This window comes from Bacillus sp. OV322, from assembly GCF_900112495.1.
Classification (GTDB): domain Bacteria; phylum Bacillota; class Bacilli; order Bacillales; family DSM-1321; genus Peribacillus.
This window is the reverse complement of the sequence record NZ_FOMA01000001.1, coordinates 862,416-889,224: the sequence shown is the minus strand read 5'-3', so window position 1 is coordinate 889,224 and position 26,809 is coordinate 862,416. Positions and strand designations below refer to the sequence as shown.

31 protein-coding genes, 1 rRNA gene and 4 pseudogenes are annotated in these 26,809 nt (G+C 35.9%); 13 read left to right on the top strand and 23 right to left on the bottom strand.

From position 1 onward, the window contains the following. The 5 genes from BM126_RS04440 to BM126_RS04420 form a co-directional block, all read right to left on the bottom strand. Positions 1–68 (bottom strand): 16S ribosomal RNA (locus BM126_RS04440); the annotation flags it as partial. A gap of 473 nt (positions 69–541) precedes the next feature. Continuing rightward, positions 542–841, bottom strand: coding sequence for a DUF3219 family protein (locus tag BM126_RS04435; RefSeq protein ID WP_090988326.1), 300 nt, complete (start codon positions 839–841; stop codon positions 542–544). 69 nt (positions 842–910) lie between these two features. Next, on the bottom strand, positions 911–1,387 hold the full coding sequence (locus tag BM126_RS04430) for a CcdC family protein (protein WP_090988324.1): 477 nt from the start codon (positions 1,385–1,387) through the stop codon (positions 911–913). A 274-nt stretch (positions 1,388–1,661) separates the two neighbouring features. Further along, on the bottom strand, positions 1,662–2,021 hold the full coding sequence (locus BM126_RS04425; RefSeq protein ID WP_071353694.1) for a response regulator: 360 nt from the start codon (positions 2,019–2,021) through the stop codon (positions 1,662–1,664). Positions 2,022–2,200: 179 nt separating this feature from the next. Further along, positions 2,201–2,908, bottom strand: a complete 708-nt coding sequence (locus tag BM126_RS04420; protein ID WP_090988323.1) for a cytochrome c biogenesis CcdA family protein — start codon at positions 2,906–2,908, stop codon at positions 2,201–2,203. A 280-nt stretch (positions 2,909–3,188) separates the two neighbouring features. On the opposite strand from BM126_RS04420, the gene BM126_RS04415 reads away from it, so the two are divergent. The 4 genes from BM126_RS04415 to BM126_RS04400 all read left to right on the top strand — a co-directional run bounded on the left by BM126_RS04415 (position 3,189) and on the right by BM126_RS04400 (position 4,850). Beyond that, positions 3,189–3,356, top strand: a complete 168-nt coding sequence (locus BM126_RS04415; RefSeq protein WP_071353307.1) for an aspartyl-phosphate phosphatase Spo0E family protein — start codon at positions 3,189–3,191, stop codon at positions 3,354–3,356. 401 nt (positions 3,357–3,757) lie between these two features. Next, entirely contained in the window at positions 3,758–3,964 is a 207-nt protein-coding gene (locus BM126_RS04410) for a hypothetical protein (RefSeq protein WP_090988321.1), read from the top strand. A gap of 133 nt (positions 3,965–4,097) precedes the next feature. Then, positions 4,098–4,535: an NUDIX domain-containing protein gene (locus BM126_RS04405; protein WP_177201300.1), complete on the top strand. Its 438-nt coding sequence runs from the start codon at positions 4,098–4,100 to the stop codon at positions 4,533–4,535. A gap of 141 nt (positions 4,536–4,676) precedes the next feature. Further along, positions 4,677–4,850: an aspartyl-phosphate phosphatase Spo0E family protein gene (locus BM126_RS04400; protein WP_090988317.1), complete on the top strand. Its 174-nt coding sequence runs from the start codon at positions 4,677–4,679 to the stop codon at positions 4,848–4,850. A 363-nt stretch (positions 4,851–5,213) separates the two neighbouring features. Here BM126_RS04400 and BM126_RS04395 read toward each other — a convergent pair. The 7 genes and pseudogenes from BM126_RS04395 to aepX form a co-directional block, all read right to left on the bottom strand. Beyond that, positions 5,214–5,336, bottom strand: a pseudogene (locus BM126_RS04395) (YneF family protein); the annotation flags it as partial. A gap of 107 nt (positions 5,337–5,443) precedes the next feature. Then, positions 5,444–5,602, bottom strand: a pseudogene (locus tag BM126_RS23230) (Arm DNA-binding domain-containing protein); the annotation flags it as partial. A gap of 201 nt (positions 5,603–5,803) precedes the next feature. Beyond that, the gene (locus BM126_RS04385) at positions 5,804–6,205 is read right to left on the bottom strand and encodes a hypothetical protein (protein ID WP_090988314.1); all 402 of its coding nucleotides are present in this window, start codon (positions 6,203–6,205) and stop codon (positions 5,804–5,806) included. A 449-nt stretch (positions 6,206–6,654) separates the two neighbouring features. Further along, positions 6,655–8,037 carry a Mur ligase family protein gene (locus BM126_RS04380; RefSeq protein ID WP_090988312.1) on the bottom strand — a complete coding sequence of 461 codons (1,383 nt, stop codon included), beginning with the start codon at positions 8,035–8,037 and terminating at the stop codon, positions 6,655–6,657. Beyond that, positions 8,034–9,212, bottom strand: coding sequence for a 2-aminoethylphosphonate aminotransferase (locus BM126_RS04375; RefSeq protein ID WP_090988310.1), 1,179 nt, complete (start codon positions 9,210–9,212; stop codon positions 8,034–8,036). The genes BM126_RS04380 and BM126_RS04375 overlap by 4 nt, the downstream gene beginning before the upstream one ends. Further along, positions 9,205–10,335 carry a phosphonopyruvate decarboxylase gene (gene aepY / locus BM126_RS04370; RefSeq protein WP_090988309.1) on the bottom strand — a complete coding sequence of 377 codons (1,131 nt, stop codon included), beginning with the start codon at positions 10,333–10,335 and terminating at the stop codon, positions 9,205–9,207. Before aepY ends, BM126_RS04375 begins: the two co-directional genes overlap by 8 nt. A gap of 18 nt (positions 10,336–10,353) precedes the next feature. Then, complete coding sequence (gene aepX, locus BM126_RS04365) at positions 10,354–11,916, bottom strand: phosphoenolpyruvate mutase (RefSeq protein ID WP_256212968.1); 1,563 nt, start codon at positions 11,914–11,916, stop codon at positions 10,354–10,356. Positions 11,917–13,057: 1,141 nt separating this feature from the next. Here aepX and BM126_RS04355 point away from each other — a divergent pair. The 5 genes from BM126_RS04355 (at position 13,058) to BM126_RS04335 (ending at position 15,697) form a co-directional block, all read left to right on the top strand. Continuing rightward, positions 13,058–13,369: a hypothetical protein gene (locus BM126_RS04355; protein WP_090988303.1), complete on the top strand. Its 312-nt coding sequence runs from the start codon at positions 13,058–13,060 to the stop codon at positions 13,367–13,369. A gap of 20 nt (positions 13,370–13,389) precedes the next feature. Continuing rightward, complete coding sequence (locus BM126_RS04350) at positions 13,390–13,677, top strand: hypothetical protein (RefSeq protein ID WP_090988301.1); 288 nt, start codon at positions 13,390–13,392, stop codon at positions 13,675–13,677. Between the two features lie 17 nt (positions 13,678–13,694). Beyond that, complete coding sequence (locus BM126_RS04345) at positions 13,695–14,198, top strand: YfmQ family protein (protein WP_090988299.1); 504 nt, start codon at positions 13,695–13,697, stop codon at positions 14,196–14,198. 213 nt (positions 14,199–14,411) lie between these two features. Next, the gene (locus tag BM126_RS04340; protein ID WP_090988297.1) at positions 14,412–15,047 is read left to right on the top strand and encodes a hypothetical protein; all 636 of its coding nucleotides are present in this window, start codon (positions 14,412–14,414) and stop codon (positions 15,045–15,047) included. 149 nt (positions 15,048–15,196) lie between these two features. Continuing rightward, positions 15,197–15,697: a GNAT family N-acetyltransferase gene (locus BM126_RS04335; RefSeq protein ID WP_218154465.1), complete on the top strand. Its 501-nt coding sequence runs from the start codon at positions 15,197–15,199 to the stop codon at positions 15,695–15,697. Positions 15,698–16,868: 1,171 nt separating this feature from the next. Here the strand turns inward: BM126_RS04335 and BM126_RS04330 are convergent. The 4 genes and pseudogenes from BM126_RS04330 to BM126_RS04320 all read right to left on the bottom strand — a co-directional run bounded on the left by BM126_RS04330 (position 16,869) and on the right by BM126_RS04320 (position 19,926). Next, a complete protein-coding gene (locus BM126_RS04330) occupies positions 16,869–17,438 on the bottom strand; it encodes a tyrosine-type recombinase/integrase (protein ID WP_256212967.1) in 570 nt (189 codons plus the stop codon). 33 nt (positions 17,439–17,471) lie between these two features. Continuing rightward, positions 17,472–17,726 (bottom strand): site-specific integrase, encoded by a 255-nt coding sequence (locus BM126_RS22720; RefSeq protein ID WP_256212966.1) that lies wholly within the window; start codon positions 17,724–17,726, stop codon positions 17,472–17,474. A 198-nt stretch (positions 17,727–17,924) separates the two neighbouring features. Next, positions 17,925–18,050, bottom strand: a pseudogene (locus BM126_RS04325) (YneF family protein); the annotation flags it as partial. Between the two features lie 319 nt (positions 18,051–18,369). Next, the gene (locus tag BM126_RS04320) at positions 18,370–19,926 is read right to left on the bottom strand and encodes an ABC-F family ATP-binding cassette domain-containing protein (protein ID WP_090988293.1); all 1,557 of its coding nucleotides are present in this window, start codon (positions 19,924–19,926) and stop codon (positions 18,370–18,372) included. 400 nt (positions 19,927–20,326) lie between these two features. On the opposite strand from BM126_RS04320, the gene BM126_RS04315 reads away from it, so the two are divergent. Then, positions 20,327–20,626 carry a hypothetical protein gene (locus tag BM126_RS04315; protein ID WP_090988291.1) on the top strand — a complete coding sequence of 100 codons (300 nt, stop codon included), beginning with the start codon at positions 20,327–20,329 and terminating at the stop codon, positions 20,624–20,626. A 127-nt stretch (positions 20,627–20,753) separates the two neighbouring features. On the opposite strand, the pseudogene BM126_RS04310 reads toward BM126_RS04315, so the two are convergent. Further along, a pseudogene (locus tag BM126_RS04310) lies at positions 20,754–21,472 on the bottom strand (IS66 family transposase); the annotation flags it as partial. A gap of 1,006 nt (positions 21,473–22,478) precedes the next feature. Between BM126_RS04310 and BM126_RS04305 the strand changes: the two are divergent. The 3 genes from BM126_RS04305 to BM126_RS04295 all read left to right on the top strand — a co-directional run bounded on the left by BM126_RS04305 (position 22,479) and on the right by BM126_RS04295 (position 23,800). After that, positions 22,479–22,712 (top strand): hypothetical protein, encoded by a 234-nt coding sequence (locus BM126_RS04305; RefSeq protein ID WP_090988289.1) that lies wholly within the window; start codon positions 22,479–22,481, stop codon positions 22,710–22,712. A 13-nt stretch (positions 22,713–22,725) separates the two neighbouring features. Continuing rightward, positions 22,726–22,908 carry a hypothetical protein gene (locus BM126_RS04300; RefSeq protein ID WP_090988287.1) on the top strand — a complete coding sequence of 61 codons (183 nt, stop codon included), beginning with the start codon at positions 22,726–22,728 and terminating at the stop codon, positions 22,906–22,908. A gap of 85 nt (positions 22,909–22,993) precedes the next feature. Continuing rightward, positions 22,994–23,800: a putative bifunctional diguanylate cyclase/phosphodiesterase gene (locus BM126_RS04295; protein WP_090988285.1), complete on the top strand. Its 807-nt coding sequence runs from the start codon at positions 22,994–22,996 to the stop codon at positions 23,798–23,800. Positions 23,801–24,015: 215 nt separating this feature from the next. Here the strand turns inward: BM126_RS04295 and BM126_RS04290 are convergent, their stop codons facing one another. The 6 genes from BM126_RS04290 to BM126_RS22170 all read right to left on the bottom strand — a co-directional run bounded on the left by BM126_RS04290 (position 24,016) and on the right by BM126_RS22170 (position 26,666). Next, positions 24,016–24,273 carry a site-specific integrase gene (locus tag BM126_RS04290; protein ID WP_090988283.1) on the bottom strand — a complete coding sequence of 86 codons (258 nt, stop codon included), beginning with the start codon at positions 24,271–24,273 and terminating at the stop codon, positions 24,016–24,018. Between the two features lie 182 nt (positions 24,274–24,455). After that, positions 24,456–24,671: a YneF family protein gene (locus tag BM126_RS04285; RefSeq protein WP_090988281.1), complete on the bottom strand. Its 216-nt coding sequence runs from the start codon at positions 24,669–24,671 to the stop codon at positions 24,456–24,458. An 85-nt stretch (positions 24,672–24,756) separates the two neighbouring features. Then, positions 24,757–25,197: a sporulation inhibitor of replication protein SirA gene (gene sirA, locus BM126_RS04280; protein WP_090988279.1), complete on the bottom strand. Its 441-nt coding sequence runs from the start codon at positions 25,195–25,197 to the stop codon at positions 24,757–24,759. A 259-nt stretch (positions 25,198–25,456) separates the two neighbouring features. Beyond that, positions 25,457–25,693 (bottom strand): DUF896 domain-containing protein, encoded by a 237-nt coding sequence (locus BM126_RS04275; protein ID WP_071350648.1) that lies wholly within the window; start codon positions 25,691–25,693, stop codon positions 25,457–25,459. 69 nt (positions 25,694–25,762) lie between these two features. Continuing rightward, positions 25,763–26,416: a YneB family resolvase-like protein gene (locus BM126_RS04270; protein WP_090988419.1), complete on the bottom strand. Its 654-nt coding sequence runs from the start codon at positions 26,414–26,416 to the stop codon at positions 25,763–25,765. Between the two features lie 16 nt (positions 26,417–26,432). After that, entirely contained in the window at positions 26,433–26,666 is a 234-nt protein-coding gene (locus BM126_RS22170) for a cell division suppressor protein YneA (protein WP_177201299.1), read from the bottom strand. Between the last annotated feature and the right edge of the window lie 143 nt (positions 26,667–26,809).

Sequence of the window (26,809 nt, the reverse complement as noted above, 5' to 3'; positions counted from 1 at the left end):
CGCTCGACTTGCATGTATTAGGCACGCCGCCAGCGTTCGTCCTGAGCCAGGATCAAACTCTCCGAAGAAATGTTTGACTTGCTCATTTGCTTTTAGAGTGTGTGCTCACTATTTTAAAACGTTGGCGCTTAGTTTTGTTCAGTTTTCAAAGAGCAATGTTTTTACTCAACAATCTGCAAAAATCATTTTTCATCAGCTATCGTTGACAGCTTTTTAATAATACTTGAATCTACGTATAAAGTCAACTCTTTTTTTCCGCTTATAAATCCTATCACAGAAAATAGTAACGCATAAAAATAAGGGTACAATAAACAGATAAACCAAGCTGTTTTTGATGTTGCATTATAGAAAGGAGTCCTTTTAGTGAAGAAGTTTACTGAAAAGAGATATTGTAAAAACTGCAAAAAAGAAACCCTTCATTCATTAAGTGAAGACGCACTGGAAATCACAGTGACATGCACAGAATGTTCGTTTGAGGAAAATATAATAAAAACAATGTTTTAGAACCGCTTAAAATAGAGATAACAGATCTGTTACACCTCTATTCTGTTATCTCTATCAATTCTAAACTGAAATCGCCAACTTCATTTTCCTTATATAAATTGGTAATGGATGTTGAATAATTAAGGATGGTAGCTGGAAACTCCATATCAAACTCCGGAACGCGCACGTCAAAGTTAAGACCATATAGGAGTACAGTAATATCGTGATATTCACTGCTCGAAACTTTAAAGCTAAAACTTATTTTATTAAGTTCTTTCTCTCCTTTGTAATTCCCAGCCTTTTCTGCTGTAAAATTCTCAGCTTTAATATGCACATCATTTAAGATAATTTCAGTCATTGTTCTAAAACCTCCATTATAATCATCTTATAGTCTGGACCGATATCAAAAAACCCGCAATAGGCGGGTTTAAAGAATTTTCGGTTTCAGCATGTGTTCATTTTTCACTTTCCTGTACTGCAGAAACATCGCAATTCTCCAAGGGACTATCATGGAATATGCCAGCAAAAAGAACATGCCGCTAAGCTGGCCAACATCTATACTATAGCTCAGCACAAGTTTGGCAATGATTCTTACTACCACAAGGCCTCCCAAAATAAAAATAAATGCTTTTGAGCGCTGAAGGTATATCTGGTCAGCGCGCACTTCAAAGTTGGAGGTCCTTATCAGCAAAAATGAAAACAGCACCCCAAAAACGACCGCTTCCAAAATTTCATTTTTTGTTAATCTAAACTCAGGAACAAGATACATCAGTGCCCCCGTGCTCATAAATATAGGCGGTAAGATGATTTTTCTTATATTAGTTGGCTTTTTGGCCGCCTTCACTCTAATGACCAAAACCATGATTGCCATGACAATTGCAAGTCCTGATGAAATATATAGCACCTATTATCATCCTTTTTTATAGGCTCTGTTTATCTTGCAGCAGATTACCGCTTCATATGCACACTTTTTACGCAACGCTCGTGCTCAATACTTTGGGTGTAAAGCGTGTAACGCCTTTTGCGCCAAATGCAATGAACCAAAATCAACATAAAGGGTAAAACAGATCCTCTTTATATATAATCTCCATGTTAATTATATAATAGATAATACAAGAAACAAAATAATTGTTTCTGTTTTCCTGAAATAACGAAAACCGTTTAGTACTCTAAACGGTTTAATCCAGAACCCGGCTAATCGCTTCCACAACCCGATTTTCATCGAACGGCTTTACAATAAAGTCTTTAGCCCCTGCTTCTATGGCTTCAACCACCATTTTCTGCTGTCCCATAGCTGAACACATAATTACCTTAGCATCAGGAAACTCACTTTTAATCTCTTTGACAGCATCAAGTCCGCTCATTACCGGCATAGTGATGTCCATTGTGACCAGGTCAGGATGCAATTCACGATACAGATTTACTGCTTCTCTGCCATTTTCCCCTTCTCCGATAATTTCATGGTCTGCTTTAGTTAAAATATTGGATAAGGTAATTCTCATAAATTTTGCATCATCGACTATTAATATTCTGGCCATTGCCGGATCCTCCTTTAATACAACAAAAAACACAATCTATTATTTTGTGTAAAACTCGTATTATTAATTCGAAAGGCACATTAGGCCCGTAATAAACACAATGTTAAATATATCCGAATCAAGTAATATTTTCAATGAATTCATCATTAGAAACCGTCTGCCTTACAAATTTCAAGAATTCAAAATCCTTTAAAGCCTCCAAATATCAATGTGAAAACCATGTATACCTTTGTCATCCAATCAAAAAACAGCACAATTCCCATTACGATCATGAGATATCCCCCCGCCCGGACAATAGAACTGCTGTATTTTTTTATTAGCTTCATCTTTCCGATAAAAAAAGAAAGAACAAAGAACGGAATGGCAAAGCCAAGTATGTAAGCAATCATGTATATTAATGCAGAACCGGGATTACTTGTTGACATATAAATAACAGATCCTAAAATAGGTCCCGTGCATGGCGTCCATCCTGCAGCAAAAGCTAAACCAATGAGTGCAGAACCTATAAGTCCCCCTGGGCGGTTTTTAAACTCAAATCGCTTGTCTCTCATCAGAAAAGAAGGAGAAAAAACACCAACTATGACTAATCCAAAGAAAATAATAATGATTGCCCCTACCTGGCGTATTAAATCTTTATATAAGGTAAAAAAATTACCAAGCAAAGATGTTCCAAAACCAATCGCAAGAAAGACTATAGAAAAACCAATTAAAAAGAATAAGGTGTGCAGAAAACTCCTTTTATGAAGCATGACATTTTGCGACTTAATCTCCCCGACACTCATTCCTGTTATATAAGAGAGAAAAGCTGGGTATAAAGGCAAGCAGCAAGGAGAAATAAAGCTTAAAACTCCAGCTCCGAACGCAAGAAAAAAATTAACATCTGCCAAAATTTAGCCAACTCCTATTATTAGCAATATATTACTATTTTAACAAACGATAGTCCAAAAGATAACTAACAATTTTAAAATATAGCCTAACTAATTTTTCAATGTATAAATATTTTTATTAAAACAATTATATTTCTTATATATTTTATAATTTATCGATTAGAACCATTTGAATTAATTACCACAAAACATTATAATTGTAATAATCATACATTATTTACAATTACAATACATACTATGTCCCAAAACTTTCTTTGGGTTTCAGAAAGGAAAAACAGCTGTGAACAAAAAAGAGTTCCTTGATCTAATTGAAGAAAAAAGAACTGAGCTTATTTTCATTGTATCTAAGAATGGTTTAAATTCAAATATTACACTTAAATACAGTCAGGAACTTGACCGGCTGCTAAATCAGTATGACCAGACGTTTTTTAAAGCAAATGCAGTCTGATATTATATAGTACAGTACTTAGGATAGATCCCTGAATGCTTACAAAGTTTTATTCTTAAATAACAACGTGCCTATACATGAAATTATTCCTCTCCCTGCAAAAGTTTGCTTACTATCATTCTTATTCTTAAATAGTTTGTTTTTAATATAATTTTGCAGACTCTCTTTCAACCCTCCTTTTTATTCATTATTTCTCCTAAGTAAAGTTTTGCAATCCAAGGCTTCGTTAACATAATTTTGATTTTGTTTATCAGCGGAGGTTCGCCGCGTACGGCTCCAGCGGGGAATCAGATACAGGTTTCGACCCTCCATAGCCAATGGCCAATATGAGTTCTTAACATAAATTTTCTCATTCAGGAAAACTTATATGTAATTCTTTAATATTGGCAAGGAGTGAAAAAGTGAAAAATTTCATTGGCGGCCCCTTACTTCTTGCAGCCATAGCTATTTTCTTTTGCTTGATTGTAGCGGGCTATTTTTTCCTTATAATCGGCGGGTACCCAAAAGGATTGGTATCTGAAACAGCTTTATTTTGCGGAGTTCCAATAATAGTTTGCAGTTTATTTGGCTTTATCAGTTATAAAGAAGCTAAAAAACAAAAGAATTAGCAGTTCAACAGAATATAAACGAAATTTCTATTGCGGGAAGTAATTTACAGGTATAATTAGAAGCAAAAAATTGTTTTGATTTAAATAATGAGATAATATGTAAAAAAAAGTTTAAGGGAGCTGCATGATTCATATGCAAACTTTTGGCACCAAAGAGACGAATATTAATTATTTTAAACGCGAAGGTAGTTATGGGTTAATATTTAACAACAAAAATGAAATTGCAATTATCCGGATACAGGAAAGGTTTTTTTTACCAGGTGGCGGAATTGAAGTAAACGAAACTCCTCTTGACGCTCTCAAAAGAGAGATTATAGAGGAAACGGGCTACTCCATTATAATCGGTGAACATATTGGAAAAGCACAGCTTTATCATTATTCAACAAGGTATTCTGCACACTATTTGGCGGTTGGAGATTTCTATCTGTGTAAATTAGGAGTAAAATTATGCGATCCTATTGAAAAAGACCATATCCTTGAATGGGCAATTCCGAGCGATGCTGTAAAAGCATTAACACATGAACATCAACGCTGGGCGGTGAAAAAGGCAGCAGGTTTATGTGCTGAATGAAATATATACCTTTTATCCATTTCACTTGGACCTTTCGGCTGCCAATTCTCCTATATTCTTCAAAAATTGTAAAATATATCTTAATGCCCCACAAAACGTACCGATATATATTATAAATACCTTTGAAATGAGGATTCAGTAATGACTGTTCTTTTATTATCTGAAATGATTAAAACGCATAGAGGTAAAATGATTGAAGCAGGATTAAAATACGGATTGTCCTCTCCAGTTACTGTAAGAAAAAGCCAGGAACTTGATTACCTGCTTAATTTAAATACAAATATATCAAAGTGGAATAAACATACTTCTAATTAACAACAAATTCTCTTTCGATAATTATCTTTATTAAAATAAATTATCGATCTAGAGACTTGAACACTTCCAGTTATGAGTTTTTAGGTTTTCATTTCATAAGCACTTTTAATCCTCAGATTATAATACTTCCATTGAATGAATTTAAACAGCAAACCTCCCCTACTCTCAACTTCATTCACATTAGAAAACTTTGCATCTTGCCATATGGTAGCTGGTTTCAGGTTAGCCCGATGCTATAAACTGCTTCATCCTAAAAAATGCAGTAAGTGCTTGATAGATGCAAGAAAAAAACCGCAATTTCACTAGGATATAATCCGGGAAAGGCGGTTTTTTGCTGATGTAAAACAAACATCTAAACAAATATTATTTTGTTTGCTGCTTGTTCATAGCACTCATCATTTGATAGATTTTTTCTGGGAAGGCCATTTGCATCATCATCATTTTTAACATTTGTTCATTGATTGGCGTTAAAGGCTTTTGCTGTATCTTCTTTATCCATCCGAAACTAATTTTCTATGATGAAAAATATACCATATTTCTTGATGTTTGTCTATGATGGATTCATACTAAGGAAGAAACTTGATTTATCCTTCATCATTTAGAAATCCACTAAGAGATAGCTCTGCTTCCTTCTTAGTTACAAATCCCCTTTTCTTTTTTTGTTCGCTTCCCTGTCAATGGTTCAGTACCCATATCTCGATTATATAAAAATACTTACCTGTTTTCTTGTCTTTCTTGATACTACCTTTCACTGTTATGAACCTCCTAGATTATCCGGATGCTACTAGTTTTTTTACTAAATCCATCTTCTTCTCCTTATCAAAGAAACCTAGTAAACTACGATATTAATGTTACAGTGGATAAATTTTGTACAAATATACCTATTAGAAAATTTGAGGAATCATATTAAAACAAAGTTTCTATTCGGTAATAAGTAATAACTAGTGGAATAACTAATTCCACTCGCTTTGAATATTCTTCAAAATTACAGAAACCTTTATCTCGTATTCCCCTACAAATTTAGGAACAAGAATATATTTATTTCCAGTCTGCCTCCTTCTCAAATGAATAAGTTCATCACAGAAAACAGTCACTGTATACTCCTCTAAGCTACTATTAAAGTCCCGAGAAGGAGGAACTAAGTACTTGTGAATATCTAAATTATTGAAATTTCCCGCAATGGATTTTACTCCTATGGATGACAAACTACCTAATACAGATAATGGTACTTTTGTTGTCTTCATTTTTTTGCGATGAGCTACCTCTGCTTTTTTCAATGGAGATAATGTTAAAGATGGTTGAGCTGGTAATGGGAAATCTTCTAACGATCCTTTATAAACGGTAACAGCACTCAACAAAAATTTTGTTTGTCACTCAATCATTCAAGTTCTCTTGCGATAAAAACTTAGAAAACGATTTTACGAACAAGATTTATTATTAGCTTTTTGTTAGAAGCTTGTAAATAATCAGTGTATCCTCGTGCTAATGTTCTTCCCTTTTTAAAAAAGTATCTTTATTACCATTGAAAACCTACTTTATTATCTATGCTCGCTTTCAAAATGTTTAAACATATCCATTCTAATATCGCCTGAATACAATGGATAGTGTTTACTATGCCATATTGAAGGTTCGATAGAAGGATGTATGCATTCCATTACAACCCTTATGAATAGGGTGACACATACATGGTCGAAGATGAATTAGCCGAAGAAGTCGTTTCTTTGGCAAAAGATAGCTGGGGGAAGACGTATACCTGGCTGTAGTCCGTAAAAAGGCAAGGGGAAGTTTTTTACCCCTTGCCTTTCTAGTGCCTTATTATGACTTCATCCTTTATTTTTATTAAATCTGTATATGTTTTTGTGGACTTAAAAAGAAGAATGGTGTCAGGGTTAAGGATAGCCCGGATTGTTTCAGGGAGACCCTTTATGTTTTCAAATGAAAAAAGCTTGCCTTGCCACCCTTTTTCACGAGCCCTATTTCCAATTTCCTTGGCTTGCTCCCCAACTGTTAGAAGGACATCCACTTCCGAACTGGCAATCATGTCACCAACTTCCCTGTGATATTGGAGAGAATAATCCTCCAGCCTTTTAATATCAGCAATTAATACCGCTTTCTGTTTGCCTTTGCCAATTTTATTTAAAACATTAAGTGCTGCTTCAATGGAAAGCGGAGCCGAACTCCATGTATCATCAAGAATCGTCGACCCTTGTATTCCAGAGAGGATCTCTAAATGTTTCTCTTCATTTTTAAAATTGGCAAGATAATGAATCGCCATGGACATTTCCATTCCCAATTCAGAAACTGCAGCCAACGCAGCCAAGGCGTTATAGACTTGATGCTCACCATAACCGGGGACAAATACAGGGTAACTCCGCTTCCCTGTAATTAAGTAAAATGACATGCCATTATTTATATAACGAAGCCTTTTGGCCTGGAAGTCTACTTTGTTCTTTACTCCAAACCAGACAATCCTTCCTTTAAACTTTGTTAAATCTATTTTTCCAGTATTCTTATCGTCGGCATTCAAAAATAAGGTGCCACCTTCTGCTATTCCCTCCAGCATTTCTGCTTTCGCAGCAATATACTGTTCAAGTGTTTTGCATCCATCCAAATGATAAACACCAATATTGGTAATAATGCCAATATCCGGTTTAAAATAACGCAAATGGGTTTTCAAATCCCCAGGCACTCCCACTGCTGTCTCAAAAACTCCTACATCTGTATGACGATTCATTTTCAGCAGGTACTGAAGACTCATTAATCTGGAGTTATTGCTTCTGCGGGTTGCCTGGACATTCCTTTCATGGTGAAGAATATGGACAATCATATCTTTAGTTGTTGTTTTACCGCATGTACCTGTAATGGCGACAACTGGAGCCGATATCGACTTCCGGTAATAATCAACAAACTTCCAAAAAGCTTTTTCAATATCATTAACCGCAATGATGCTCAAGCCTTCTATGGAACTCCATTCCCCTGATAAATCAGTGGTCACTACTACACAAGGAACAAATTTTTCTAATATTTCTTTCGTCATACCAATCCGTTTCCTGTGAAATACAATTGAATGTGTGCTCCTCAATTTATCGCCTCTGTATACAGCTCCTTTTAGCAGAAGTTTCTTGTCTCCTTTTTCAAGGGTGCCGTCCACAATCGAAACTAGCTGTTTAACAGTAATCGGTTTCATAAGCTCTCCTCCGGTTGAAAACCTTTTTTCTCATGCTCAAGAGGTTCCAATTGACTCTCTGGATTGGGCAAGAAACCAATATTTAAAAGATACTGTTCCAGCAAGCTGATAAATTGCTCCATATCCCGGAAAGTTATATCTCCAATATTGGCAATCCGGAATGTGTTTTGGCCTGATATCTTTCCCGGATAAATGGTAAATCCATTTTGATATAAAAAGTCATGCATTTCATTGAAATTGTAAGAAGCGGTGACAGGCTCCGCAATGGCAGTAATTATTTTTGATTGATATTCCAGTTCGACCAATGAGGCCAAACCGAGTCGGGAAATTCCTTTCATTAAGGTCTCCCAGGTTTGTGTATATCTTTTGAACCTGTTTTCGACCCCTTCACTTTCCAGCTCGATAATAGCCTGCTTTAAAGCATAAACCACCTGAACTGGAGGGGTAAACCGCAACTGTTTTGTTTCCATAAAGTATTTATACTGCGAGTAAAGATTTAAATAAAAGCTTTTAGCTGGAATGGTTTTAGTAGCCTCTAATTCGTTTATCCTTGCAATAACAAATCCCACTCCAGCAATTCCCTGAAGATTTTTATTGGACGATGCCGCAAGATAAGATATGTTAATTTTTTTCATGTCAATCGGAATGGCGCCGTATGAACTCATGGCATCCACAATAAGCTTGATTCCATGTTCGCTGCAAAGCTTTCCTATAGCATCAATATCATTTAACAACCCTGTTGTTGTCTCATTATGGACAACAGCCAGGTGAGTGAAAGGATCGGGAGAATTTATAATGATTTGCTCCAGTTTAGAGAGATCCAAGGCCAAATGGGCACTGCTATGGAACTCGATGTACTTGAGCCGGTATACACCGGCAATCTCACACATTCTCTTGCCATATGCTCCATTATTGATTATCAAAATAGTTCCTTCTCCAACCACCGAGGATAAAATTGATTCCACTGCTGCCGTTCCGGATCCTCCAAAAAGGACAGTGGTATAATCGCTGCTATTTCCCACAAAACCAGTCAACTTTTCTGAAATAAACTCCATTACTTCCCCAAATTCAGTTTCTCTTGGGCAAATGTCGGGAACTACCTGGGCTAACTTAACTGTATCGGTTGTAGTTGCAGGTCCGGGGTTGAGCAGAATGTTTCTTTTCACTTTATTCATCCAGAAACACCTTCAATCTCTCTTTTACTTCATGAGGTTTTATTTTCGGCCGTCCGAGATTTTTTTTGGATCCTTTTGCAATTTGAATATATAAAAAAGTAAGTCCCTTTTCCCTTTTCCAGTCCATAATCCATGCTTTCAATTCTGAAAGATTATGAACATACACGGCTTTCGAATAGCCCGACGCTGCTGCCATTTCTACAAAGTTAACATTATGGGAGACTGTGCTCTGTCCACCGGTGGAATCATGAGATTGGTTATCGAGTATTATATGGAGCATATTGTCCTGAGCATAATATCCATTTGTAGCCAGGCTCCCCATTCTCATTAAAAGGGCACCGTCCCCTTCTATAACAATGATATCCTTCTCTTTCTTGACCCTTGCCAGGCCAAGGCCCAAAGAATTGGCACAGCCCATTGAACCAACCATATACAAATTATTACGGGCATCCTCAACTTCATAAAGCTCCCGTCCAGTCTTTCCCGTGGAAGCAATCTGTACCGTATCCTGATCTTTGAGTGAATTGATCACAGCTAACGCCTCAATCCGGGCGGGAACCTGGTCTTCTTTCGATTTTACAACTTTTAACATATTTTGATGGGAACAAGGTTCCTGTTTCTTAAGCAGCTCCTCTGCAAATGTATTTTTCTTCACAACAAAAAAGAATGTTTTATTGGATTCCACCATAAAATTTGCCCGCTCAAGCTGCCTTCTTGATTCTTCAAAATTTGGGGATAAATACTCCCATTCGATCTCCATTAAATCAAGCATACTGGGTGAAATTTTCCCCATCAGTTCATGCTGTGGTTCATCCGGCAAACCGGGTTCTCCTCTCAAGCTGACAAATCCGAGAACTGGCAATCTGAAAGGGTAATTAAGAGAAGTCAATGGTGATACGGCATTCGCCAATCCTGAATTTTGCATAAGAACCACGGATTTCTGCCCGCCAAGAAAAGCACCCGAAGCGATAGCTACAGCATCCCCTTCATTAGCAGCTCCAACATAATCACATTCATTAATGGCAAAATTGATTAACGGTTTTAGAAAAGAACATGGCACTCCCGTGAAAAAACTGAATCCCAGCTTTCTTAATTCTTCTCCAAACCTATGGGTGTCAAGCAAATCAACCACCTGCTTTATTTAATTTAGAAGGGTATACCGGTCAATCCATGAATCTTTAATGTAATGTACGTAAACCGGGTGAGACGAGCTTATTTGCTTAAAAAGATATGTTAAATCCATCTTCTTAAAATCAGCTTGTTGTGATAGTTCTTCCAGAGCCTCACTTACAATCGCTGCACCTTTTTTCGTCACTCGCCAAAGCCCGATGAATTTTCCATGAATGTCATCCTTTTTTAAATCCCCTGACATGTTAAGTAGCCGGCTGTTTTGAGAAAAATAGTTTTTGGAATAGGGCTGATCTGTAAGTAAGTATATGGATTGGGGAGAATAAAAGTCGGCATTGGCATCTGCAATAATAAGAATGTCTGACAGGTCGGTGAGAAGATTTTGGAGGATGTGATGTTTAAAAATGATATCTCCATAGCTTATTATTGTATTTTCCATAACATGTTCTTTTGCAAGATAAAGAGAATGGAGTTCATTGGTTTCCTCTCCTGGTTCTTTGGAAATCACCGAGATGCCAAAAGTACCAGAGTCTTTATCGGGCAAATCTCCGACAACAGAAATATCTTTAATTCCAAATTCATTAAACACATTAACCTGCATAGACAGAAAAGACTTCCCTCCCACATCAGAAATATGGTTAGGCAGAGGAACAAAATCACTGTCTCTCCTTGGTAAAATAATGGCGTTTGCATTCTTAATTGATTTGGGGAGATATTTTTTTTCGGCTTCCTTTAATTCTTCTGCACCCTGCAGCCTGAACACTTCATTGACTGTAACAATTTCACGTTCTACATTTATGAGGCTTTGATCCTGGAAAATAGTTCTTGTTGTGTTCTGCATGGATTTTATTGATGAGCGTAAATTGTGGTTTGCCCAAATAATAAGGCTTATACCTAGTTCTCTAAACTTTTCGGTTGGTGTCTTGTAGTATTTGGTAGGAACTATCACTACAGGCAGGCGGTTCCCCCATTCTTTTACAAAAGCTTCAATTTCAGAACTGTCGGCTCTCTTGCTGTGCATAAGAATGGCATCTGTCCCCGCCTGTCGGTATGCCTCAGCACGTCGAAGAGCCTCTTTAAGGCCCCATCCCGCAATGAAAGCCTCCACCCGTGATACTACAACAAAATCATCTTTAGTCTGAGTATCTTTCATCGCTTTGATTTTTCCGCAAAATTCATCAATATCAGCGAGTGGCTGGGCCTCCCCTCCGATAAAGGAATTGGTTTTTGGGAAAAGTTTGTCTTCAATACATACACCGGCAATATTCCGGGATTCCAATTTTTTAACAAGGCGCCGGGCATTATTGAAGTTTCCGTATCCGGTATCTCCATCAAGCAAAATAGGAATAGAGCTGGCATCACTCATAAATTCCAATACATCCAGCACTTGTGTCCAGGAAGCTTCATTATTATCCCTTACACCCAATGCGGCGGAAATAGAGAGCCCGCTCGCCCAAATGCCTTTAAAACCAGCCTCTTCAACAATTTTGGCTGCCAGGCCGCTATGAGCTTCCATAATAAATTCTAAAGAATCAGAATGGATTAATTTACGTAATTGAGCAGTTTTTCTCATCATTCATTCCTTTCTAACCATTTTTCTATTGTATTTACAGTTAGTAAACCACTGTCATCAAAGGAGATGGCATGGCATATCAAGGTGAAAATCGGTATTCCTTGATTCAGTATGAATTATTATATACAGCCACCGTTGTCCTTGTTAAAGGCAAGTGTATAAATGTCCAGTAAACGCCTGTAAACTCTGCCTATCAAGACCTTCCGAGTATCCATTTGCGTCTCATTACCTTGGTCAAATGGCATAACAGAAGGAACCATAAACAAGTTGAAAAATATCAAAAGAATGATGTACGGACGTGCAGGGATAAAGGTATTATTAAATCGTTTGCGTTTCAGCTTGTAAAAGAATATGAACATAATTTTTTTCACCTGAAGATGACAAATAACTAATGTTAAGACAATATGGTCGAACTTCATTGGACAAAACAAATGGTGAGTACAAGTTCTTAGAATTAGAAAAATCTCCAGCATATGTTGTATTCGATACTAAAAATATTGTGTACAAAACTTACAGTGAGAAAGAATTGATTAAGTTTTTAAAAGAGAACGACCCAAATCAGTAAGCAATGTTTTGTCTTATATAACAAACTGGAGTTTAGTTATAGAAAAAGTCATATCATTGATATGACTTTTTGTTTATACCTCTCGCAAATAATTAACTGTAATGGCATTAACAATGTTCATATAAATTGCCGGTCGCTTTAGAAATGTGGCCGTTTTTATTATTTTTCTAAGTTTTTTACGACTGTTTGAAATTTAGCGAGAAATTTTCTTACGTTTTTAGTATTAATGGTATATGTGAGGACAAAGCAGAACGGAGGAACAGCAATATGAGCTTTTTAGAAGGAATATAACGCATTGATGAACTTGACGGATATGGAACAAGCTCAACTGAAGATTACGTACTTCTTACGTTAATTCTCGTAACTCTGGATCACCCAAATTTAAACGGAGCTATTTTTACTAAGGACGAAGTTATAAAGGCAAAGGACACTATTATCGGAACACCGCTGATTGTAATAACGGATTTATTAGGATCGCCGACAAACCACTCTGACAGCTTCCCTAAGCTCGATAAAGAAGCGTTAATAGTTGGACATCATACAGCTTCTAGGATTATCCAAAATGACGGTAAAGAACACTTGGAAGTTACTGCAAAGTTATATAAGTCCCGCTATCCGGAGTTAGTTGCTTCTCTTCATGAAATGCATTTAAGCGGACAGTTATTTTGTTCTATGGAATGTTCTTATAATTCTGAAGAGCAAACGATTAACGGAAGGATATTAAAAGGAATAAAATTCATCGGTAACGCGCTAGTCGGGGAACCAGCCGGCCAATATTCTAAATCGTTATCTTGGGAAGTTGCTAAAAAATCAAATACAGAATTGAATTTGCCGGAAGTAGCTTCGAATTATGAAATTAACTACCTTGAAGGTATTGAAAACTTGAACTAATACGAGGAGGCAAAAGGATTATGAAAAATTGGTTAGAAGGCATTGAGCAGCAAGACAACGATAAGGAACTTGTTTCTAATAATGATGATCTAAAGTGGTTAGCAGCCGAAAATGAAACATCTATTAATTACCTTGAAGGCATCAAAAAACTAGAAACCGCAGATATACGACTGTTAAAACAGTTCAACGATAAAGGTATATTAGAAATACTCAAGAAGAAAGCATCAAATAAACAATTATTGCAACCAGAATTGAACATTTTAAAAGAGTTTCGACAAATTTTCCCTGATATGACTATTGAAGAATGAAAAGGAAGGTAAATAATATGTTTATTAACGAAGAAAAGGCCTTAACGGATGAACAAATTGTAAAAGAATTCTCTGAACTTGTGAAGGAACACGGAGAGGTTGAATTCAATAAAGATGACCTACTTCTTTCTGATCGTAGTGTTATAAATTTTACTTACCGCCGATTTAGTGGAAGAAAGCTATTTAAGATATTAGACAGTTTTGAAAATGAAATGTACCTTGAAAAAGAAAATATGAATGTTAAAAGAAACGGCAGCTTTATGATCTACGCTTATGCTTCTGGTAAGAAACAGACTGAATTAAATATTATCAAGCAATTTATTGAATTAGTGAAGCAGAATAAGAAGATTACGCTTAACCCTTCACATCCTAGTTCGTCTCCTTTAGTCGCTAACCTGATGCAGGAAAACAACTTATCTGATATTGATCTTGGATTTCTGCTTAACGAATATAACGAGTTAATAAGAGAAGACATTTTGCTTATTGAACGTGAAAACATTCGAGGATATTCTACTTTATAAGTGCTGAAGGTGTCCTTTTTTAAGGACATCTTTTTATTTTGTTTTTAACTTTAAATACGAATATCCTTTTTGTGTATTCACCCATATTAACAGGGCAGGATAGTTGAACAAGAAGGGGAAAAGACTTTTCTAATCGAAATTATGAAGTTGGAGAGATACTTTTGTAATTTGATAAATAAGATTATTTATTACAGGTATCTTGGAGGAGAATTGATGAAACGATTAAACATGGTATTATTATTAGTTGGCTTGATTGTTGGAGGATTCATTTTAAATAGCCAGAAGGGAACACTCACCTTACACGATCCAAAAATGGCGGCTGCCATACAAACCATCACCCGCGAAAAAGTAAGCGTGCTTCAAACGAACAAACTTGGTGACAAATCAGCGATCGCCTTCTTTAGCGTCAAAAGTGAAAAATATGGAGAGATGTATGGATTTGCATTGCTAGAGAAAAAATGGAACGGGAAGTATAGGATTCCGCCTATCTCAGAAAAAAAAGATTGGATGGTACAGTGGGGGACAAATGATCTGACAGCAAGTGTCATCGAAACAAAAGATGGATTACGTGAAATCCTATACGGAAAACGAATCAATGATTTATACGGGAATGTACCCATTGCAAGCGTCGTGTTACAAGCACAACAATTTTCCGTCACCAAACAAAAACATGTTACATCACACATCAAAATAACCGTTTCCGTACCAAAGAACAAAGACGTTTTCTTCATCGCTAAACCAGTCCCAAAAGACCTGTCACTACCATACTACAAAGGCGACAGAGCCAATCAAATGGGTTTAACGTTTAAGTTATTCGATGAAAGCGGTAAAGAAATCAATGTTAGGTAAGAACTGATTTAGTTCTACCTTGTTTGATCAATAAATGGAGGTAGGAAATTTAAAGTGATTTAACTTCTTCAACTAAAGGGTGCGTTAGCTGAAGATATGAGCTGTCTATAAGGCAGCCTTTTCTTTATGGAACTATCGGGGCAGGATTGTTGAAAGGAAATAAGCAGAAAAAGGCGGTAAGTTTTATGGAGATAAAGACTGATCGATGTACTGTACGTCGATTTGAAAAAGAAGATCTTGACGATTTTATACAATATAGAAATGATGAAAACTGGATGCAATTTCAAGGTTTCAAAGGATTGACCAAGCAAATGTATGCTAAAGAATTACTTAGCGAACCCTCTTTTTTAAAAGGTGTTCAACTTGCTATAATCAACAATACAACTAATCGATTGATTGGTGATATTTATTTAAAAAGGGAAAATTACACGTTTTGGATTGGATACACTATAAGTCCTTTTCACGCTAAGCAAGGCTATGCATATGAAGTACTTGTCGCAATTATAGCCTGGCTCAAGCAAAAAGGTTGTATCAGAATAAATGCGGGTGTTTCACCTGAAAATCTTGCTTCAATCAACTTACTTAAAAAACTTAAATTTACTTTTCTTTCTTCAGATGATGGAGAACATATATATATATTGGATTTGTAAAAGATATGAAGTAATTTTCAATATCAATTCGCTTAAAAGAAAATAATAATATGTATAAAAAGATCTATCTTGTGAAGTGATTTACTTAAACTATCGGGTGCGTTAGTTCATTAAGGGTGAACTAGAGAAGACCACTTATAGGTGGTCTTATTTATTTGCTCGAAAATCAACATTAATCTTTAACAAGCCTTAAAAAAAATTCCGCAACTGATAAGCCGCCAGTGATTAAAGTGTTAACCTTGCTTGCTCCCTCCTTTCATTCCATTCTGGTAAAGGCATCTAGAGAGCATTTGTAACGAGTTATTAAATCGAATTATCGATTGCCTTCACCACATAGAAGTAGCAAGGAACGTGTTATCATTTGCCGGCCTTTTCGGAATACCAAGTTGCAGATCAGCCGCTACTCGCTGCGAGACTTTCATCCCCTTACAACCATAAATAATTAATCCTTATCTTTCGAAAGTTTTTGCTTGACTTTGTGTTTCAAAAGGTTTTTATCTTTTGGTTGAGGTGTATGGAAAACGGCTTGGTGCAAAATTGTTGCCTACAATCGAAAGTAAAAAATACAATCAATCGTAGGCAAGCGACACTTTTGTATATCGGGTTATGGTATCCGTATTGTATAGCCCCTATTTATCGGTAGATATTCTCTACAACAAGCCTACTGTTTCAATCATCCCTGACAGTTTCCCTAACGGACTTATAGCTTGTCTTGCTCGCATATCTGCGAATGACCTTCCTTCGATCGGCACTTAATGGCAGCCTTCTCCATTCGTGTACAAACAGAAATAGGGAACTGTTTATTGTACACTATCTCCATTTTTAAGCGTTGGCTGGATCAATACCTGACGTAATTTATTTACATGTGCTTAACGGCTGCTCACATGAGGATTTCTAAAAAAAGGCAATACTAAAGACACCTTGCAATATCAAATTTTTTTCGATACTATAAGGGTTGGGAAATTCCATATTTAGTTATGGGATTCAGGTAGTTTTTGAGGTCAAAGGTATTGTGAGTACCTTGGCCTCTTTTATTTGTTTATTTTTCTTGTAACTGTAAAAACTCTCTTATTTCCACATTTTTTAGACCTAGTTGTTTGGTTTCGAGCAATAGCTCAACCCATTCAGTATCTAGGCTTATCCTTAGGTTAATTCCTCTCTCTTATATTCATCAATGGACTAGAAGGCATTGCGGTAAATATCGCTGAGTAGTGCTTATTTCAGAGTGGCCAAGAAGTTTAGATAAAGTGAAAATATCTATTCCATTTAAAATGCACTGGACACTAAAGAAATGTCTATAACTATGCGGAGAGACTCGTTTCCCCTCAATATCCGCACGCTGACCCGCTTTTTTTATAATGTTATCTAATCCCACATGCGATATTTGCGAACCCTTATAGGATAAAAAATAATGATTAGACGTTTCCTTTTGATTAAAATTCGCTTTCTTTATACGCTCGTATTTAATAAGGATTCTTTTCAATGCAGGGCTTATAAATATCAATCTCTCTTTGTTGCCTTTTCCGTTTACTAATATGGTGGTTTCTTTTACATTCTTAGTCAAGAATCCCCTTAATTCCATTGCCCTAAGGCCACAATCAGCAAGCATAGCGATAATTGATTTGTTTCTTGCTTCAATATAATTCTTATATGAAAAAGCATTAATCATGGAATTTACTTCTTTAGTGGTAAATCCTTTTAATATCTTCTTCGGAATTTTAGGAGTATCCACTTTTTTCATTAAGTTTTCTTTCAGATAATCTTTCTTTACAGACTAATTGAAAAATGCCGAAATCAGTTTATACATAGAAACAATACTCTGAGGTTGAAGACCTGATTTTTGTTTTAGTCGGAAATAGGCTTTTAAATCATGTACAGAAACACTCTCCAATTCAGTAATAGCCCTCTTCTCCGACAAATAGGTATTGAAATGTCTTAGCTCCTGTCGCTTATTGATCATTGTCTTATCAGTAAAACCTTTTGCTTGGCAATAGTAGAAATATTCTTCGATAACATCCTCTATAAACACAAAAAAAGACCACCTTCTCTGGTTAATTTTTCACCAGAAAAAGTGGTCTTATAGTGTCAAAAAGAATGATAAACCATTCTCAATAAAAAATCGTGAAGAAAGATTAACCAAAGTCATAATTTCACCCTGTTAATCCCTGCTTACATTCAGATAAATGAATACGGCAAACCTAGTAATATCAAGGGTTCAACCTTAATTTTATTTTGTTTGCTGCTTGTTCATAGCACTCATCATTTGATTGATTTTTTTCTGGGAAGGTTTCATACCCATTTGCATCATCATCATTTTTAACATTTGTTCATTGATTGGCGGATTTTTCTTTAATATCAAGGGTTTAAGCCACTTGTAAAAGATAAATTCAACCATATCTTTCATCTTAATCCGAATCACTTATTCTATTATGAAAAACATACCTTATTTCGCCTTAAATGTCTATATAAAGTGACATACTTTTCTAAAAAGTGGTTTATCCTTCGCTGGAAAATTTGCTATGATTTTTGGTTAGTATTTCACACGTAAAAATCCTGTTTCACTGAAGATTTATGGAATATAAGAAAAAAGGAGAGTAATCATGATCGGCTCTCCTTTTTTACTATTCATATGGGTAGTCAGAAATGGCGACTCCTACTCGGATCGTTCAAGTTTAGATGGCTTTCGTTGTCCATGATTCTACGTCCCAAATATCTGTTACCACGTCTTGGTAAAAATCAGGTTCATGAGAGATAAGGACCACGCTTCCCTTATACGATTTCAAAGCTCGTTTTAGCTCAGCTTTTGCATCTTTATCCAAATGGTTGGTTGGCTCATCAAAAACAAGGATATTGCTTTCTTGGTTAAGGAGCTTACATAACCGGACTTTCGCTTGCTCTCCACCACTTAATACGGATATTTTACTTTCAATATGTTTTCTAGTTAACCCACATCTCGCAAGAGCAGCGCGTACCTGTCCTTGACTTAACTGAGGAAACGTATTCGATATTTCTTCGATGCACGTGTTTTGATTTTCCGTTTTCACTTCTTGTTCAAAATACCCAATATACTGATGTTCACCGCGTTCAAGTGAACCAGAAAGAGATCTTATTTCTCCGAGCATGCTTCGAAGGAGTGTAGTCTTACCAATCCCATTCGCTCCAACTAATGCCACTTTTTGTCCACGCTCTATATAAAGATTTAACGGCTTTGATAGTGGCTCATCGTACCCAATGACAAATTCTTTCGTCTCTACAATTAATTTACCTGAGGTTCTTGCTTCTTTAAAGTTGAAATCAGGTTTTGGTCGTTCCTGTGCTATTTCAATAACATCCATTTTATCGAGTTTTTTCTGTCTCGACATGGCAAGGCTGCTGGTAGATGCCCTTGCCTTATTACGGGCTACAAAATCTTTTAAACTAGCAATTTCTGATTGTTGTCTCTTAAAGGCAGCTTCAACTTGTATTTTTTTAGCTTCATAGGCAATAAGGAAATGGTTGTAATCACCCACGTAGCGATTTAATTTCTGATTTTCTAAATGGTAGATCACATTTGCAACGCTATTAAGAAATGGAATATCATGAGAAATTAATAAAAAAGCATTATCGTATTCTTGCAGGTAACGTCTTAACCACTCAATGTGTTGTTCGTCTAAATAGTTTGTAGGCTCATCTAAAAGAAGAATATCTGGTTTCTCAAGTAAAAGCTTGGCTAATAAAACCTTCGTTCTTTGCCCACCGCTTAAATCATGAACATCTTTTTCTAATCCTATACCATCAAGTCCAAGACCACGTGCCACTTCTTCTACCTTAGAATCAATAATATAGAAATCATTATTTGTTAATATGTCTTGTAATGTACCAACTTCCTCTAACAACTTTTCCATTTCTTCAGGTGTAACGTCTGAAATCTTTTCATAAATGGTATTAATATTCGTTTCAACGTCAAAGAGATATTGAAAAGCCGTTTTTAATACGTCACGGATTGACATTCCCTTTTGTAAAACCGTATGTTGATCAAGATAACCGACTCGTTGATGCTTTGACCACTCTATTTTTCCATCGTCAGGCAGAAGTTGCCCTGTAATGATATTCATAAACGTCGATTTACCTTCGCCGTTTGCCCCAATTAAAGCTATATGTTCACCTTTTAACAAGCGGAAGGAAACATTATCAAAGATCGTACGATCGCCAAATCCGTGGTTTAGGTCTGTAACCGTTAATACACTCATATATTTAACCTCATTTAAATTTCATTTTATTTTGTTTCGTTTAGTTTAGGAAATAATTATAAAATCGTTCATCTGATTGTTATAGTTCAATATTAAACTATTCCATTTTCTGTGTTATAATTCAATATTTAACTATAACACAGAAAATGGAATAGTTGAAAGGAATAAATTTGGAAACAAAGGGACGGTTCTCTTGTTTTCCCACCCAATGCTTCTTGACTCCAAAGAAATGCAGCATTAGGATCATTTCTTCCACTTCATGAATGCTATATTGTTGAACTCCCCCGCCTTAAAGGATATTCTTCATAAAAGATATATTTATCTCTTCTATTTTTCCTTTTTCATTCCTGCAGTTTTCACTGTATAATAATCTTGTTAAATCCTTCAAAGGAGAATTCATATGAATCAGAAAGAATTGGAAGAAAAAATAATCGAAAACTACCAAGGTCAAGAAAAGATGATGATTCTCGTCTTTGCGCAGTGGTGCATCAATCATGATCTCGAACCTGAAGAAATCTATCTACGTGCCTATCCCAACCAAAGCGCGAACCCGGCATTGAGAGAAGCTATCGAATTAACCGTACCAAAAGATGAAGCCGGTGAAGTATCGGATGAAACTATTCTAGGAGTATTATCCTTATTTGGAAATGACGACCTTGTTTTTGTCGTGACAGAGGAAATACAAAAGAGGAAAAAATAAAGATAAAGACGAAATACGTTGTTTCAATTTATATTATAACTCAACTTTCGCACCTATAAAGCTATGGTGAGTTTAAGCGTAAACGTCAAGAAGCCCCCAAATATTACATGGGAGGTGTATTTCGCGACTATGTTTTGTTTGCTTCAATTTTTATCGGTACTCTGCATGCAGAGGGTAAACTAGATGACCACGGCAAGACTTTATCTATTTCTTTTTTTTGTTAGATCCGTATTTGGCAGCGTTTCAAAACAAATAGCGAAGATAATGATAGGGACTCAAATCGTTCTCTTTTGCCGTTTCAACCACACTATACATGACGGCACTCCCTCTAGCACCTCGCGGTGTATTAGAAAACATCCAATTTTTTCTCCCAATCACAAACGGTTTAATGGAACGTTCACTTCTGTTGTTGTCGATTTCTAAATGTCCGTCCAATAAAAAAGCTTCAAGATCATTCCATTGATTCAAACAATAAATGATGGCTTTTCCTAGCGCGCTTTTTGGTAGAACGAGATCTTTTTGTTCATAAAGCCATGCTGAAAACAGGTCCAGAATGGACCTGCTTTTTTCCAGTCGCTGCTCATATCGTTCTGTAGGGTCGACATGTTTTAGCTTTCTTTCGATAGAATAGAGTTGATTACAGAAATACAACCCTTCATTCGCCTTCACCTTTTTACCCTCCTGTGAATCAGGTAAAGCCTTTAAGGCTTCATTAAACTTACGTCTGGCATGCGCCCAACATCCCACAAGGGTGACATCCGGTACTTGATTGTAACCACAATATCCATCCACTTGTAAATAACCTTGATAACCCGTTAAAAAACGTTTCGGGTGTTCGCCTGCTCTTGGATAGGCTACACTAAGTTGGACAGAAAAATTAAGGTCAAGTAGACTACAGATACTTAACTAGAGGAGAATCTACTATGACTAAAAAAGAACGCCGGACCTTTATCTTATCGGTTACTGACAGTAAAAGTATTCTTTCTCTAAATGCGCCACGCTCCTCAATTTCAATTGTCTTGTTTTCTCAATTACATCTTTCTTTATACCCTTAGTATCACCTATGGCATATAAAACTTCTATGACATCAGAAATCTCCCCAGCAATTTCCTTGGGTTTTGCATTATAAAGTTCTTGTATTTCTTCTTAAAGTTTTTCATTTAGCCTTTCAATATATTCAGTTTCCTCCAAGAACTTAATTTCATATGTTTTACCCGTGTTGTGAATTACAACAGGTATTTTTTCATATTCAATCCTAAACGAATAGAAAGAGTAGTGGAAACCCTACTTTTTTTCTATATTTAAAAGCAGACCTTTGAGGTCTGTTTTTTCTTTTGTTCAAAATAACGCATTTGGACTTTCATCCAATAATCGACATTTCCCCTTTGTTTTTACCTTAAACATGGTATAGAATGAGTAGTAGAGATAGGCTCAGGTCAGTATGATGTAGAGGTTAATGGTCAGGTAAGATACTTAGATATAGATGATATACAGGAGGTAGCTGAGTAATCAGCTCCTCTTTTTTATTTTCTCTGAAAAATAGGTCTAATCAAGGCGAAAATGGGACTTTTATAGTATTATCTGATAATTACTTCCATTTTAATATTTTACATGTGATGCAGTATCCTGTATCTCAATACCATAGCAGATAAGGAGAGTGTAACCCATGAAACTGAAAGTAGTTAAAATTGTGTCAGCTTTTGCCTTATGTCTAGCCATCTTAGGAGCATCTGTAGCAGTCAAACCTGAGAAAGCCTCCGCTTGTTACCCAGCCTATAAGTGCTATACTTAACATGTGCCGACTAAGTATACTCTGGTCTATCAGTCAAAGGATAGGAGGTCAGGCATTATTATGAGTGGTGTCCTGATTACAGGAGCAGGTTTTATTAATAAGCCTTTATCTTTCTTATCAGCTATTGTAGGTACAGGGTATGCTTGGAAAGAGACCTATAAGAGTTATCTATCCTTTAAAACATATATGAAAAAATCAGACAAAAGAGGCTATCAGTTTAAGGTCAAAACAGTATATTATAAAGATACAAAGTTTAGAGGAAAGACATTGACCAAGTATAATTATGAAAACTAAAGGAGGATAATGTATGTCTAAGTATTATCTCATTCATGTTTTAATTGTGCTGTTGTTCGGAGGTTGCTTAGTTTATGGTCTAACCGTAAGGAATCAAACAGGGTTTACAGTTACTGCTATTGGAGCAGTTGTAGCCATTATCCTGATGATAATTAATAAGAAACCATCCAAGAAAGATAATGGGGCAATAGGATAATCTGCTAAGAGGGCTGAGGAATCAGCTCTTTTTTTTATTGTCACAGTTTCTGATCCTATTCTAAAACAAGGTGGGTTCAGGGGAAATGAGCGAATTCTTAAATACAGCAGAGAATATCTCCGTTTATGGTTTTGCAGCATCTGACTTGAATAAAGCATTACAGAACAATGAGTTTGCTCTTCATTACCAGCCTCAAGTTTCCGCTAAGACAGGTGCAATGGTTGGTTTTGAAGCTCTTATACGTTGGAATCATCCAATGTTCGGCTTGATTGCACCGGGCGATTTCATTCCTCTCGCAGAAGAATCTGGATTTATTCTTCAAATGGGGGATTGGGTAGTAAAAACCGCTTGTGAGCAAATCAAACAATGGCATCTACGATTCGGAAAAGGTTTAAAAGTAGCGGTAAACCTCTCCATTAAGCAATTTTCAGACCAGCTATTGGTTGAGAATATAAAAAATGCATTGGAAAACACAGGTTTAGATCCCCATTACCTAGAACTTGAATTAACTGAAAGTGTCACCGGTAATATGGAATTAATTATGAATACGGTGAAAAAACTGAAAGCGTTAGGAGTGGGAATCTCTATTGATGATTTCGGAAGAGGATACAGCTCCTTATATTTTTTAAAAGAATTAGAGATTGATAAACTGAAGTTGGATCGAAGCTTCATTATTGATATTCATAAGAAAAAGGATCAAACGATTGTACAATCCATGTTGCTAATGGCGAAAGGCTTAAAACTGGAAGTCGTTGCAGAAGGCATAGAGACAAAGGAACAAATGGAGATTTTCGCAAAAGAATGCGATTATTTACAAGGTTTTTACATCTGTAAACCACTACCGAAAAGGGAAATAGAGAAATTATTGAGGAAAAGAGTAAGAGCCTCTTAACCCTTTTCGGGGTGAAATCATCACCAGTTGTTTAAGTAAAGCACCCTATAGTTTAAGCAGGACACAATCTTACTTATGTAACTTGAATCCTTACTGTCGTAAATTTCTTGTGATTCACTAATTGATTAATTTACTTAGTTCGAATACCCAAATATATTTGTAAAATTAGCTTGTAATACAGCAGTTCAATATTAAAAAAAGACCACTTTTTGTGGTCATTTATTTTTTACATGTTCCTTTACTTTCTCAACATCATTAATGCTTTGTGCTTTTAATCCCTGCTGTTGCTTCAATCTGACATACGCTTTTAAGTCATGAATTGTAATAGATTCTAATTCTGTAATAGCTCTCTTATCCTTCAAATAAATCTTCAACTGCTTATACTCTTGGCGTTTATTTTTCATCGTCTTTTCTGTGTATCCTTTAGCTTGGCAGTGATACATATACTCTTCTAAAACATCCTCAAATAACACAAAAAAACCACCCTTCATTGGTTTAGTTTCCAATAGAAAAAGTGGTTTCGGATTAGTTTGATGAAAGATAAAGCAATTATAGTTGAAAGTTCCGATGAAAAATTCACTCTACATCGTATTCTTAGAAAAGCTTGACCTATAATTGCCTTCAATCAAGTGATAAACCCTTGATATATCAGGATTTATTTTGTTTGCTGCTTGTTCATAGCACTCATCATTTGATTGATTTTTTTCTGGGAAGGTTTCATACCCATTTGCATCATCATCATTTTTAACATTTGTTCATTGATTGGCGGATTTTTCTTTAAGTAGTCCATCATGTATTTCCGAGCTATGAAAAATCCTAATGCTATTCCGACGATTAATGCCAGAACACCAACTAGAATGTATACCCACATACTATTTCCTCCTTCATGTTGTCTATCATACAGTGTACTAGACCAAGGAATATTATACAATACTCCGAAGTAGAAAGTCCTCTATTTAGACAAATTTTCTCTCTTTTATCGGTTTTAGCCAGCCATATCGATTGTTATCGAAATCAAGCGCAAGAAAATTGGAATCACATTTTCTAATGCATTCAAAAAATGCAGTTTCAGCTTCAAAATTGCCGTCTGCTTTTAAAGCCAAATAATCGACATGGATGATTAGAGCTGCTTTACTGAATCCTCTTGTATTATCTAAGAGATAAACACCATTCTGACTCGTTATATTATTTTTTTTTGTAGTTTTATTCTTTATTTCTGACTGCAGCTGTTTTTCTGGTATCGTTTTTGTTACATATTCGATTTGCTTTTGCAAAATACTCTTCTTCTCACCAGAGGCATTAGTATACTCCAAAAACAAATTGAAAAACATCTTCTCTCTGCCATAAAAATGATAGGCAAATTCATCTTCTATAAGATATATCCGATAATTTCTCAATACAACGCCTCCCAACAGCCTTTTTCTTATTATATCTGCTATTATCGGAAAGAAATGTTGTTATATGGTAAAAAAATTAAATGATTTTGTCGAAAACATAATTCATTCACTATTGAGAGGTTTTTTATCAATTACTTAACACTAATAAATTGGAAACAGACTTATCTTGGGGCTTCTTAAAGGTAACTCACTCGAAATTCCAAAAATTTAAAAAAGAGAATACATATTTTATGCATTCTCTTTTTTCAAGCAGCAATGTTTAATGCAGATTTTTTTTCATGCTTTTAATTTCTTTAATTTTATCGGGCGTGACATCATTGCCCTCTGGATCTATCACTGTCACGTTTTCAAGGGTATCGGACATTGATTTTCTAAAAGTCTGAAGGTATTCACTTCGAAGCTTAGATTGCTCTTTCGCTTCCTCATTTGTTAAGCCTTCTGCTTTTGACTTCTTTGACAATTCATTAATACGGGCGATTTTTTCTTTCGACAGCATCGTCTCGCTCCTTCTTTTTTCTTTTTCTGATACTGTCATGTTATATAAAATCATCGAAAAAAACAAGTTCTATGACTGACTTTCTACCCCTTTTTGATGCTCAAGATAACGGCGGTGGACCGTTGCTTTAGAAACCTTATAGCCAAATCCTCTTAAAGTTGCTGAAATCTCTTCAAAGGTCAGCCCATTCATCCTTAAGCGAACAATCTCTTCAACCGGAACTTCCTTTTTCTCTCTGCCGGCAGGATTACCATGGTTTTTCAGGTTTTTTTCTGGCCGGAATCCTTGTTCGACTGCCCGGAGCATGCCTCTTTTGATTTTTAGATTATGAAGTTTTCTTTGATACTCTTCAACAATGCCGACAATTTCTATTAACATGGCATCAGAATCCGATAATTCAATTTCTCCTTCATGTGAAAGCGTGTAAATAGTAATCCCCTCTTTGATAAGCACATGAAAAAGAGCTATCTTTGCATTTCCCCGGCCAAGCCTTGTTTCATCCTGTATCAGTAAGGCATTCGCTTTCTTATCTTTAATTAAATCAAGAATTTCAAATATTCCGTCTCTATTGAGCTCATATCCGCTCGCTTGTTCTTTGATAGTGGCACAAACTTCGAAATTTAATTTTTCGGCAAGCTTTAATAATTCTTCTTCCTGCCTGGCAAGAGATGTTTCCTGTGAGGATTTTTCAGTGCTGACTCGGCAGTATATCATTGCATTCATTTTTTCCCAACCTTTTTTATTGTTCACTTGCCAGGTTACTGACAAGTTCTCCTTTAGTTACTGGAATAATGAGATTGTCCCCCGGTTTAAGGGTGCTGGAGTATATATCATTATGTTTTTCTATCCAATCAATGAATTCAACTTTTGTCAAATCTTCTGTTTTATATTGATCAGCTATCTTCCATAGCGTGTCACCCGATTGCACAGTTACTGATTGATAGGATTGTTTGCCATCATTATTAAGATTCATAGAATAAATTAAAGAAAGAACAAAAACTAAACCTGCTAATAATAAAGTATAAGAATGCTTTTTGACTAGGCTTCTCATAACAATCTTCCCTTCAAATCGAATATTTGTTCGCTTGTTATACCAATAGTATAATACGAACATGT